Here is a 12,070-nt window from a genome sequence, read left to right on the forward strand (position 1 = left end):
GCGGTCAGGCACCCGGCAAGCCTGACCTTGCCGATTGTGCGGCCGGCGGCGACCATCGCCGCGCGGGTTCACACCAGCCTCACCGCCCGCATTGCCTTCCGCGCCGGCTCGCACAATAGTCGGGCCGATGTTCGAGGCGATTGCGAGTCACTGGTCCACGCTTATCCTGATCCTGTCGCTGGCGATGGCCGCGGTGGGCATCGTGCATGCCATCATGACGAAGGAGGACGTGCGCGCCGCCACCGGCTGGGTGGGCGTGATGCTCTTGTCGCCTTTCCTCGGCGCGATCATCTACGCCATCGCCGGCATCAACCGCATCCGCCGCGCGACGATCAGCGCCATGCGTCCCGTTTCCAGCGAGGCGGCTGCCGCCAGGCACGACCGCGACATCGCGCTCGAAGCCTTGATCAACGCCGAATACGGCCAGCGTTTCACCGGGCTGAAGACGCTTGGCGACAGGGTGGCGCGGCGCCCGCTCACCTCGGGAAACACCATCGCCGTGCTCAAGACAGGCGACGAGGCCTACACGGCGATGTGCCGGGCGATCGACGCGGCGCAAAGAAGCGTATTGCTCGAAACCTATATCTTCGACAATGACGCGGTGGGCGCGCTTTTCGTCCAGTCGCTCGGCAACGCCGTCAAGCGCGGCGTCACCGTGCGGGTGCTGATCGACGCCGTCGGCGTGCGCTACTCGGTGCCCAGCATCCTGAAGCAGCTCAGGGAGGCCGGCGTCACCGTCGATCTCTTCAACGGCAACATCGTCATGGGCCTGAGACTTCCTTATGCGAACCTCAGGACCCACAGGAAGATCCTGATCGTCGACGGCACGGTGGCGTTCACGGGAGGCATGAACATCCGCAAGGGATTCTCGGCCGAATTCGCCGGTTCCGACAGTTCGCGCGACACCCATTTCGAAGTCGCCGGGCCGGTGGTGGCCGATCTGTTCGCGGTTGCCGCCGAGGACTGGCGCTTCGCCGGCAACGAAGCCTTGAAGGACGGGCCCTGGCAGGTCGAGCGAACCGCGCCGCCGCCGGGGCAGCCGATGCTGGTGCGCGCGGTCGCGACCGGACCGGACGCATCCAACGAAACCAATCTCAAGCTGCTGATGGGCGCGTTTTCGGTCGCCCGCAAATCGATCCGCATCATGTCGCCCTATTTCCTGCCGGACCGCGAATTCATCAGCGCGTTGACCACGGCCGGCCGGCGCGGCGTCGAAATCGACATCGTCGTGCCGGCGGTGAACAACCTTTTCCTCGTCGACCATGCGATGACGGCGCAGTTCGACCAGGTTTTGAAGCATTATTGCCGCGTCTGGCGCCATGAAGGCGCGTTCGACCATTCGAAGCTGATGGCGATCGACGGCGTGTGGGCCTATGTCGGCTCCTCCAATCTGGACGCCCGCTCGCTGAGGCTGAATTTCGAGATCGACATGGAGGTGCTGGATGAAAACTTCGCCGCCGAGATCGACGCCCGCATCGCGGCGGCCATCTCCACCGCCCAGCCGGTGACGCTGCAGACGCTGAAGGCAAGGCCGTTCGCAATCCGCGTCTTCGACCGTTTGCTGTGGCTGGGATCGCCCTATCTTTAGAGCAGGAAATCGAGCACCGGGATCATGGAGATAGACGACATCAAAGGACGCAGCCTGCCCGAGACCGTGCTGCTCTCGATCCGCGGCAGAAGCGCGCGCAAGGCGAAGGCGACGCCGCGCAAGCGCGTCAATGATACTGAAATCGTCGTTGCCTCCTACAATGTCCACAAATGCATCGGCACCGACCGCAGGTTCGATCCGGATCGGACGGTGCGCGTCATCCGCGAAATGAGCCCCGACGTGATCGCGCTGCAGGAGGCCGACAACCGCTTCGGCGACAGGGCCGGGCTGCTCGACCTGGCCCGCCTGGAACTGGAAACGGGGCTGGTGCCGGTGCCGGTCAGCGGCAACGGCAAGGGGCATGGCTGGCGCGGCAATGTGCTGTTGTTCAAGCGCGGCACCGTGCGCGACGTCCACCAGCTCAAGCTGCCGGGACTGGAGCCGCGCGGCGCGCTGGTCGCCGAGATCGATCTCGACGAGAAACGGTCGCTGCGCGTCATTGCCGCCCATCTCGGCCTGCTGCGCCGCTCGCGCTCGGAACAGGCCCGCGTCGTGCTCGACATCATGAGCAGCGCCGACGAAAGGCCGACGCTGCTTCTGGGCGACCTCAACGAATGGCGGCTCGGCAACCGGTCGGCGCTGAACACCCTGCACACCACCTTCGGCCCGACTCCGCCGGCGGTGCCGACTTTCCCATCCGGCCTGCCGGTGCTGGCGCTCGACCGCATCATGGGCAACCGGCACGATCTGGTTTCAGGCGTCGAGGCGCATGACACGCCGCTGTCGCGGGTCGCCTCCGACCACCTGCCGCTGACGGCCTTCGTGCATCTGTAGCGAACTAGAGCCGGATGATTTCAGGTCGAGTCGACCTGAAATCTGAATCCGGCTCTAAATCAAAGAGATAGAGCATGATGTCGTCCGAAAACCGCTCCACACTTTTCGGCATCATGCTCTAGGCATTGGCGCAGCATGGTTGCGCACTCTTGGGCGACATGCACTAGGAATTGGGAAGGCCGGCTTTCGATAGCATTTCAACGAACCGGGCGTGATGGTCTTCCTTCACGTAGCGCGGCAGAAAGCCGGGACAGGCATTGCCCAGGTTGAGATGGGGCAGTTGCGACAGGCAATGATGGATGGCGCGTGAGGCTTCTTCATTGTTTCCGGTCGCCGAGGCCGCAGCCGCCCAATAGAGGGCGCCGCGGACGAAACCCGGCTTTGTCCTCACCACCTTGCGGGTGACTTCAAGCGCCCGGCGGTCGTCGCCTCCGGCGAACAGCGCCACGGCCAGACCATGGTGGCGCCAGAAGTCGATGACGTCATGCGTGCCGAGCCGGATCGCTTCATTGGCCTCGCGCAGCGCCTCGCTCACCTGGCCGCGCAGGCCGTAGAGCTCGCCGAGATCACCGTGGCCGCTCGGATAGCTTGGGTTGAGGCTGACCGCGTGACGGCATTGCACAATTGCTTCGTCAATCCGGCCATCACATTCGTAGGCGAACGACAGGATGCAACGGGCAATCTCATCATCCGGCACGGCCCTTACCGCGTCTTCGGCAAGCCCCAGCGCGTGGTCGACATGCTCCTGCTTGCCAGGCAGCGCGCCGAATGCAAGCCCCATAGTCGTCGCGATGGAGAGTGTCCGTTTCGCGCGAGCGTTGTCGGGCGCGATCGATAGGGCCTTTTCGGCGAGCCCCTTCGACACCAGCAGCGAATCCCGAGTCATCTCGAAGTATTTCATCAGAGCTTCGTTCACCAACCTGCGTACTTCGGGGGCGCCAGACGGGCTCTTGTCGCGAACTTTCCAGTTGGTCAGTTGAAGTTCGAGGCTGACCGCCAGCACGACCGCCTGCGCGATCCTGTCCTGGAATTCGAGCGCGTCCTCCGAATGGCCATCGAATTTCTGGGCCCAGACATTGTAGCCATCCGCAGCGTCGACCAACTGAACGTTCACCCTCAGTTCGTCCCCAGACCTCTGGATGCTGCCGTTGAGCATGTAGCGGGCCCGCGGGGCCGCCGACGCCTTGGATTCCTCGCCGCCCTCCTTGAGCGGCGGGAGCCCCGAGAGCACGACATAGTCGGCCACCTCGGAAAGCGCCGTGGTGATGTCATGGACCAGACCCTTGGCGAAAAAATCGTCGCCGCGCTCGCCCGTCAAATTGACGAAGTCGGCGACACCGATGGATGGACGGCCGAGGCGCTGAACGGCAGGAAGGCTGTTTGCCGATCGCTGGCTCGTCGCGACGTCGGCAGCAGAGATGGATTGCCAGAGCGCTCTTGTCTCCGGGCCGACGTCAACACCGAACTCCTTCTTCAGCGCACTCCTGCAAGCCTCGAAGGTTCGCAACGCTTTGTCTCGCTGGCCGCAGGATGCAAGCAGTTCCATCTTCAGCCGATAAGATTCCTCTCGCGTCGGCTCCATGGCCAGAATTCGATCAGCCACGGCCAGTCCGTTTTCAGCATCCACGAGACGGGCGAGCTTCTCCATCGAGAGAAGCGCGCGGCTCAGCAGCCTTTCGCGTTCCAATGCCGCCCAATCATCGAAAGCGTTGCTTCCCAGGTAAAAGCCATCGAGAAATGGCCCGGTGTAAAGTGCCAAGGCAGTTTCGAGTTCCGGCGCGGAACGGGCCGACAGGCCCGTTTCGAAGTCCTCGACGTCAACCCGCACCGCGTCCGGCCTGAGGCCGATAAGCTCCTTGCGGGAATGGACGATATCCATGCCTGCCCGCGACAGGTCCCGGCGCAGGACGCTGAGCGTTTGTCGCAGACTGTTGCGCGAGTGCTCACTGTCGCTATCGCTCCACAGGAGGTCGGCCAGTCTCTCCCGTGGTGCCGCCATGCCTGGACAGCGGGCCAGATAAGCGAGGATCGCCGGGCCTCGCTTTCCGGTCAACCAAACCGGACCGCCAGCTTCCTTTTCAATCTGGAAACCGCCGAAGAGTGAGACTTTGCTGCCGGCGACGCCCGCCCCATTTCGCATGTGCTTGAACAGCTTTTCAGAATGACGAAATTCTAACTCAAAACTAACGCTGCGGAAACTCCGCCGCCCCGCCCTCAAGCGCTGCCGTGACGATACATCAATTAGGCTTCGCTGAATTAGGGAAACTGGAACCTACCATGGGTTTCCGGTCCGGGGGTGCGGCGGATGTCGAAGCTCACAGCCAACTTGCTGCTCCTATTCGCCGCCGCTCTGTGGGGCTTCGGGAACGTGGCGCAAAAGACGGTGCTCGATCACCTCGATGCGCTGAGCGCCGTTGGCCTGCGCTGCCTGATCGGTGGGCTGCTTATGCTGCCCTTCGTCCCGATCGAATGGCGAATGCCTGCCGGCGCCGGCCATTTTTCCAGCCTGGCCCGGGTGGTTGCGCTGTTTGTCGTCTCCATCGTGCTGCAGCAGCTCTGCTATCTCGGCGCTACCGTTACGAATGCAAGCTTCCTGATCAGCACGACAACGGTGATAACGCCGCTGGCCGCCTGGCTGTTGATGGGCGAGCGTCCGACGACCGGTCTGATGCTCGCCGCCGGATCGACCGTCGTCGGCTGCCTGCTTCTTTCTGGTGGAGTCGCTGGTTTCAGCGGCGGCGATCTCACCGCCCTCCTGTCGGCCGGCTGCTATGCGCTCTGGACGCTCGAACTCGGGCGGCACATGCAGGCCCATGCCCGTCCCTTCACGGCCGCGGCCGCGCAGTTCCTCGCCGTCGCAGCGCTCGCCCTTCCGCTCGGGGCGATGCAAGGCAATCTGTCATTCACCGCGGCTTCCGAGGCTGGCCCCGAACTGGTGGTGCTTGGGGTGTTCTCCACAGCGGTCGCCTTCGGCATACAGATTGCCGCCCTGCGCTTCACATCGGCCAGCCATGCCGTCGTGATCGTCAGCGCCGAAAGCGTCTTCGGCGCCATGGGCGCAGCGATCTTCCTCGGCGAACAATGTTCAGCGGTGGGAGTTCTGGGTGGAACGATCATCCTCGGCTCGATCCTGTCGGTTGCTATGTCGACCCGGGCGCCGGTGTGCCTCACCTCGCGACCCGACGCTGGCACTTCCAGCGCGGGAGTCCGCGCCTTTGCAGGTACTCCGGCCGGCTGGGGGACTCCCGCCACCGCCAATCCCGTTCACGAGGACATTCCATGATCCTTGCCGATGATGCCCCGCGCTCGTCTGCCAACCGAACCAACCTGTCGTTGAGATGGAGGGATAGAATGTTCGAAAGCCTTCATAGTGAACCGGGCTCCCGGCTTGATGTCGGGCCGCGAAAGCGTGCCCATTCCTTGCTGAGACTGGCGACGCTCGCCGCCGCGGCGTTTTGGGTGCCGACCACGCAGGCCGCCGACGTCGACGGTGCGGTTCTGAACGTCGACGTCGCGGTCGTCTTCGCCGTGGACTTCTCCTCTTCGATCGACCCCAAGATCGCCGACCTGCAGCGCGAGGGACATGCCGCGGCGCTCACCTCGCCCGAGATCATCAGGGTCATCTCCCAGAATTACCTTGGCTGCATCGGCGTGACCTATTTCGAATGGTCGAGCCCCGGCCACACGCACACCGTGCTGCCGTGGACGCGCATTTGCGGCCTGGAAGATGCCAACGCAGCCGCGTCGGTGATCAGAAGGAATGGCGACACCGGCTATTTCCGTCGAGGCCGGAGCGGAACGTCGGTATCGGCGGCTATCGATGTCGGAAGCCTTCTGCTCGACCAGTTTCCGGGCAATGCGATGAAGAAGGTGATCGACATCTCTTCAAACGGCGAGAACAATGACGGGCTGCCTGTTCAGCCGAGCCGGCAGAACGCCATCAATAAGGGATACACGATCAACGCGATCGCCATTCCGGCGGACGACGAGGACCCCAAGCAACCGCTGGCGTCCTACTTCGCCCGGTCCGTCATCGGCGGCTCGCAGGCCTTCGTCATGTCGCCAAAGGAGTCGCACGATTACGCCACCGCCCTTCGCCGCAAGCTGGTGACCGAAGTCAGCATGAATGTCGGTACTCACACCGCAAGCGAAGGGACGCCCCTCGCTCTCATGCCTGCCAACATTCAATAGGCTTGCAAGGTCGCGCTTTGGTCAGGCCCTGCCTCGAGCGCATTGCATCTCTCGATGCGACGCAGCTCTGGCACTCTACCCCTCCCTCAGCCAGACCAGCATCTCGCCTGGATCGCGGTTGTCCCAGGCGAAATAGGGAACGGCCTTGAGCTTCGTCTCCTTCGTCGTCGGCGGTTCGGGACGATAGAGATCGGCGCCCCAGTTCTTCGTTTCGGCCCGGCTGCCGATGGCCGAAAGCGTGACGACGCCGCCGAGCAGGTTCGGCTCCTTGTGCGCCTCGAGCCTGGCCGTGCGCGATAGCGCTATGCGATGCAGCCCGCCGCCATTGTCGGTTTCCTCGACGCAGTAGATCAGCGGGCCGCGCGCCAGCGCCACGCGGCCGATGTCCTGGCGCACCTGCGGGTTGGCGAAGAGGCGTGCCATCGACATTTCGAGATCGAGCTCGACCTTATCGCCCTGGCGCCATTCGCGGCGGATCGCTGCATAGCCGTCGACCGTGGCCGCTTCGAGATCGACCAGCTTGCCGTTGATCCGAAGCGCTGCCTTGCGGCACCAGCCAGGCACGCGCAGATGAAGCGTGAACGCAATCGGCGCCTCCGGCCCGACCTCGATCGCGACCGCGCCATCCCAGGGATAGTTGCAGGTCTGGACGAGCGTCACCTGCCGGCCGGCGATCTCGAAGCGCGCGGTCGAATCGCCGTAGAGGTGCACCGCCAGCGCATCGTCGGCGAGGCCGTAGAAATAGCTGCCGATCGAGGCCACCATGCGACCGATATTGGGCGGGCAGCACGGGCAGCGGTGCCATTTCCAGCGATGGTGGCCGCCGCGGCTCTCCAGCGGGTTCTCGTAGAAGAACAGCGAGCCGTCGAGCGAAAGTCCCGAGATCGAGCCGTTGTAAAGCGCCCGCTCCATCATGTCGGCGTAGCGGGCGTTCGGCCCCATGCCGAGCATGCGGCTCGCCCAGAACACCAGGCCGACCGAGGCGCAGGTCTCGGCATAGGCGGTCTCGTTGGGCAGGTCGTAGTCGCTGGTGAAGCCTTCATTGTGCGCCGACGGCCCGAGGCCGCCGGTGACGTAGAGGCTCTTCGTCATGAGATCGTCCCAGAGCCGGTCGAGCGCTACGCGCAGCGTGTCGTCGCCATATTCGGTCGCGATGTCGGCCATGCCGGAATAGAGATACATTGCCCTCACCGCATGGCCGACGACCTTATCCTGCTCGCGCACCGGCTTGTGCGACTGGTTATATTCGTAGGTCTTGAAGTGATAGGCCTTCGGATCGGCGCCGCGGGCGCGCGCCTCCTCGTCGAAATAATGCGGCTCAACTCCGCGCTGGTCGATGAAGTATTTGGCGAGGTCCATGTATCTCTTCTCGCCCGTCGCCCGCGCGAGCTTGACCAGCGCCAGCTCGATCTCCTCATGGCCGCAATAGCCTTTCCTTTTGCCGGGCTCGGGGCCGAACATCGAGGCGATGTGGTCGGCGTAGCGGCACATGATGTCGAGCAGCGCGCGCTTTCCCGTCGCCTGGAAGTAGGCGACGGCGCCTTCGATCAGATGGCCGGCGCAATAGAGCTCATGGCAGTCGCGCAGGTTGGTCCAGCGCAGGCCGGGCTGGATGCGCTGGTACCAGCTCGACAGATAGCCGTCCTCCTGCTGCAGTCTGCCGTACATGTCGATGACGGCGTCGATCTTCTTTTCCAGATCGGGATTTCGGCGGCGGTAAAGCGAATAGGCGGCGGTCTCGATGGTCTTGCCCCAATCGGAATCCCAGAACATCTGCGTCGTCACCGTCGAGCCGGTGAACTCGGCGCCCTGCTCGTCGGCTTCATCCGGCGACGGCGAATGGAAGGGAATGACCACGCCCGGCGACGGGCGGTCCGGATCGATCTGCTCCAGCATGCGTGCCTCGACGCAGCGGTCGTACAGGATCTCGGCGGTGCGCGTGGCGACCGCGTCGACACGATCGCCCCAGAAGCCGCGGACATCGACCTGCGGCACGGGAAGCGGCCGGAAGGCAAGCTTCGGCCTGGCGGAGGGCTGCGCGGCGGGCTGCGATGCGGTCATGATTTCACTCCATTCGAATTACTTGACGGCCCCGGCCATCAGGCCGCGGATGTAGAAGCGCTGCAGCGCCAGGAACAGGATCAGGCAGGGAACCATCATCACCGTGACGCCGGCCTGCACGGCGCCCCAGTCGATGGCGCCGAAGCGACCGGACTGAAGCGCGGTCATCATCACCGGCAAGGTGAATTTGGACTGGTCGGTCATCAGCACGAGTGCCGCCAGGAACTCGTTCCAGGCGCCGAGGAAGGCGAACAGCGCGATGGTGACGACGCCCGGCCAGACCAAAGGCAGCATCACCTTCACCAGCATGGTGACGTTGTTGGCGCCGTCCATGCGCGCGGCCTCCTCGATCTCGCGCGGCACAGCGTCGAAGGCGTTGCGCATCATGAAGATCGAGAACGGCAGCTGCAGCGTGACATAGACGCAGACCAGCCCGGTCAGCGTGTTGTGCAGGCCGAGCTTCGTCAGCACCAGGAAGATCGGCGTCAGGATCGACTGGAACGGGATCATGATCGTCGACAGGATGAGGACGAAGAAGAAATCTCGGAACGGAAAGCGGAAGCGTGAAAAGCCGTAGCCGGCGAGCACGCTGACCAGCACCGAGAGCAACACCGTCATCACCGAGACATAGATGCTGTTCTGCGCCGAGACCCAGAGTCCGTCGCCGAAGGAGTTCAGCGTCTGATAATTCTCGATCGAGAAGCCGGTAGTCGGCCATGGCGGCAGCGGTGGCTGGCGCGCTTCCTGCGCCGGCTTGAAGGTCGACAGCACGGTCCACACGATCGGCGCCAAAAACAGCACCGAGGCTATGATGCCGGTGGAATGCCTGGCGAGGCTGAAGCCGATTTTGCGGTTTTGCGACATCGCCTCGGCCATCAGTCGAGCCCTTCGGGCTTGCGCAGCAGCCAGAGCTGGATGAGGCTGAGCGCCACCAGGATTGCGAGCAGCACCATGGAAAGTGCCGCGCCGTAGCCGAGCTTGAACGAGACGAAGGACTGGTTGAAGATCCAGTAGACCGCCGTCAGCGTTTGGTTGCGCGGGCCGCCGCGCAGGATGATGTAGAACTGGTCGAAGGCGAGGATCGAGCCCGCGACCGACAGGATCAGCGCCAGCGCCAGCGTGCGGCGCATCAAGGGCAGCGTGATCGCCCGGAACCTGGCGAACGGCCCTGCCCCGTCGATGACCGCCGCCTCCTGCAGATCCTGCGGGATCGACTGCAGGCCGGTCATCAGGATGATCATGGTGAAGCCGGCGACCTTCCAGACCACCATGGCGATGATCGACCAGAAGGCCGGCTGGAAGGTGGCGAGAAGATTGATCTTCTTGCCGATCAAGCCGAGCTCGTAAGCGGCCGGGCTGAACAGGCCGGAATCGACGTTGAGCAGCCATGACCAGAGCAGGCTCGCCGAAGCAAAACCCACCACCGCCGGCATGAAAAAGGCAGTGCGATAGAGATTGGTGAGCGGGCGCGGCTTTTCGATGAAGATCGCCAGCGGGAAGGCGACGGCGAAGATCGCGATGGTGACGATCACCGTATAGTAGAAGGTGAATTTCAGCGCATTCCAGAAGCGCGTGTCGCGCAGGATGGCAAAGTAGTTGTCGAGGCCGACGAAGGAATGCTCGCCCATCAGCGGCCAGTTGTTGAGCGACATCCATGCCGTCATGCCGAGCGGGATGACGAAGAAGACGGTGACCAGGGCGACGGCCGGCAGGACGTAGAGCAGGCCCACCCATTGCCGGCGGCTGGTGCGTGAGCGCGCGGGCGCAGAGGTGACAGCAATGGCGGTCATGGCAGCGCCTCCCCTTCCCCCCTTGTGGAGGAAGGTGTCGCCGAAGGCGACGGATGAGGGGTGTTCCAGCGGAGTGAGACGTTAGCTTTCCCTGGAACACCCCTCATCCGTCTCGGCGCTGCGCGCCGATCCACCTTCTCCCACAAGGGGAGAAGAGTGAGCGAACCTCGCGGCGCCTCAAATTGGTGAGTGTGTCTTCTCAACGCGTCAGTTCCTGCCATTCAGCGATGCAGTCCCCGGCCGCCCGGCCAGGGAGACGGGGCGGGCGGCCGGCCGGAGCCTTGGCGGCAAGGCGTTGCGCGATCCTCGCCACCTATAGGCCCTGGTGTCTACTTGTTCGGCGCCTGGTCGATGATCGACTGCATGGTATCCTGCGCGTTCTTGATGGCGCCGTCGACGTCGTCGCCGAAGAACACCTCGTTGATCATCTGCGTCCACGGGCCGTTGGCGGAGTTGATCAGGTCGTTGAACACCACCGAATAAGGCGTCTTGCCCTTGGCCATCGCCTCGGCCGCCACCTGGTAGCGCGGGTCGAGATCCTTCAGCGCGTCCTTGGCGATGTCGTTGCGCACCGGCAGGCTGCCATATTTGGCAAGGATCGTCTGACCCTCCAGCGAATAGGCGAAGTCCAAAAACTCCTTCACCACGGCGATCTTCTTGGTGCCCTTGGTGACGACGAAATTGTCGCCGCCGGCGAAGGAAGACCAGCCGCCATCCTTGCCCGGCAGGAAGGTGATGCCGTAGTCGACGTCCGGGTACTGCGTGTTGAGCGCGCCGATGGCGAAGGCGCCGGACGGCGAGATGCCGATCTTGCCCCCGGCGAAGGCGGCGAAGAAATTGGCGCCGGTGTCGGTCTGCGCGCCCTCGGGCACCAGCCCCTTCTTGACCATCGAGCGGTAGAGGTCGATCGCGCCGCGCAGCTGCGGGCTGTCGAGCGTCGCCTTCGAGCCGTCCTCGGACAGGATGTCGCCGCCCGAGGCCCAGATCAGCGGCGTGAAGGTGAAGATGTTGCAGCCGCCGCAATTGCCGGAGAAGTAGAAGCCCTTGATGTCGCCGCCGAGCGCGTTGACCTTCTCGGCGTCGGCCTCGATCTCGGCCCAGTTGGCCGGGCCCTTCTCGGGGTCGAGCCCCGCCTGCTTGAACAGCTTCTTGTTCCAGATCAGCACCGAGGCGTCGGCCGAGAACGGCAGGCCGTAGATGCGGTCCTTATAGGTGCCGGTCTTCACATGCGCCGGCGACAGGCTGGCAAAATAGGGCAAGGATTTCGCCCAGTCGGTGATGTCCTCCAACTGGCCGGCGGCGGCGAAGGACGGCGTGTAGATGAGATCCAGCGAGAGCGCGTCGGGCGCGGTGCCGCCGGCGGCGGCGGCGCCATATTTCGGGATGATCTCGGCATTGGGGATGATGTCGAGCTTGACCTGGTCCTTGTTGGCCTTGTTGAAGGCGTCGACGATGCGCGGCATGAAGTTCGAGCCGTCGGCGCGCACCCAGATGTTGGCGGTCTCGGCGGACGCCGCCTGCAGGCCGCCGCCGATGACGGCCGCGGCTAAAGTCAGCTTCGCAAACATGGTCTTCATATTACTCCTCCTCATGGTTCTCCTCCCTG

Annotated in this window: 9 protein-coding genes; 4 read left to right on the forward strand and 5 right to left on the reverse strand. The window is 63.9% G+C overall.

Annotated elements, in window-relative coordinates; all coding sequences use genetic code 11:
• The first annotated feature begins 127 nt into the window (after nt 1–127).
• The gene (locus FJ956_RS22300; RefSeq protein WP_140680461.1) at nt 128–1,588 is read left to right on the forward strand and encodes a phospholipase D-like domain-containing protein; all 1,461 of its coding nucleotides are present in this window, start codon (nt 128–130) and stop codon (nt 1,586–1,588) included.
• A 24-nt stretch (nt 1,589–1,612) separates the two neighbouring features.
• On the forward strand, nt 1,613–2,422 hold the full coding sequence (locus FJ956_RS22305; protein ID WP_181170275.1) for an endonuclease/exonuclease/phosphatase family protein: 810 nt from the start codon (nt 1,613–1,615) through the stop codon (nt 2,420–2,422).
• Between the two features lie 163 nt (nt 2,423–2,585).
• Here FJ956_RS22305 and FJ956_RS22310 read toward each other — a convergent pair whose 3' ends face one another.
• A complete protein-coding gene (locus FJ956_RS22310) occupies nt 2,586–4,562 on the reverse strand; it encodes a BTAD domain-containing putative transcriptional regulator (RefSeq protein ID WP_140680459.1) in 1,977 nt (658 codons plus the stop codon).
• A 165-nt stretch (nt 4,563–4,727) separates the two neighbouring features.
• On the opposite strand from FJ956_RS22310, the gene FJ956_RS22315 reads away from it, so the two are divergent.
• Both FJ956_RS22315 and FJ956_RS22320 read left to right on the forward strand, forming a co-directional pair.
• Nucleotides 4,728–5,705 (forward strand): DMT family transporter, encoded by a 978-nt coding sequence (locus tag FJ956_RS22315; protein ID WP_140680457.1) that lies wholly within the window; start codon nt 4,728–4,730, stop codon nt 5,703–5,705.
• On the forward strand, nt 5,702–6,613 hold the full coding sequence (locus FJ956_RS22320; protein ID WP_348641088.1) for a DUF1194 domain-containing protein: 912 nt from the start codon (nt 5,702–5,704) through the stop codon (nt 6,611–6,613). The genes FJ956_RS22315 and FJ956_RS22320 overlap by 4 nt, the downstream gene beginning before the upstream one ends.
• 75 nt (nt 6,614–6,688) lie before the next feature.
• Here the strand turns inward: FJ956_RS22320 and FJ956_RS22325 are convergent, their stop codons facing one another.
• The 4 genes from FJ956_RS22325 to FJ956_RS22340 form a co-directional block, all read right to left on the reverse strand.
• A complete protein-coding gene (locus FJ956_RS22325) occupies nt 6,689–8,674 on the reverse strand; it encodes a glycoside hydrolase family 127 protein (RefSeq protein WP_140680454.1) in 1,986 nt (661 codons plus the stop codon).
• Between the two features lie 18 nt (nt 8,675–8,692).
• Nucleotides 8,693–9,550, reverse strand: coding sequence for a carbohydrate ABC transporter permease (locus FJ956_RS22330; RefSeq protein WP_140680452.1), 858 nt, complete (start codon nt 9,548–9,550; stop codon nt 8,693–8,695).
• Nucleotides 9,550–10,464: a sugar ABC transporter permease gene (locus FJ956_RS22335; RefSeq protein WP_140680450.1), complete on the reverse strand. Its 915-nt coding sequence runs from the start codon at nt 10,462–10,464 to the stop codon at nt 9,550–9,552. The genes FJ956_RS22330 and FJ956_RS22335 overlap by 1 nt, the downstream gene beginning before the upstream one ends.
• 329 nt (nt 10,465–10,793) lie before the next feature.
• Nucleotides 10,794–12,041 carry a sugar ABC transporter substrate-binding protein gene (locus FJ956_RS22340; protein ID WP_140680448.1) on the reverse strand — a complete coding sequence of 416 codons (1,248 nt, stop codon included), beginning with the start codon at nt 12,039–12,041 and terminating at the stop codon, nt 10,794–10,796.
• Between the last annotated feature and the right edge of the window lie 29 nt (nt 12,042–12,070).

It is taken from the genome of Mesorhizobium sp. B2-4-3 (assembly GCF_006442815.1).
Taxonomy (GTDB): Bacteria; Pseudomonadota; Alphaproteobacteria; order Rhizobiales; family Rhizobiaceae; genus Mesorhizobium.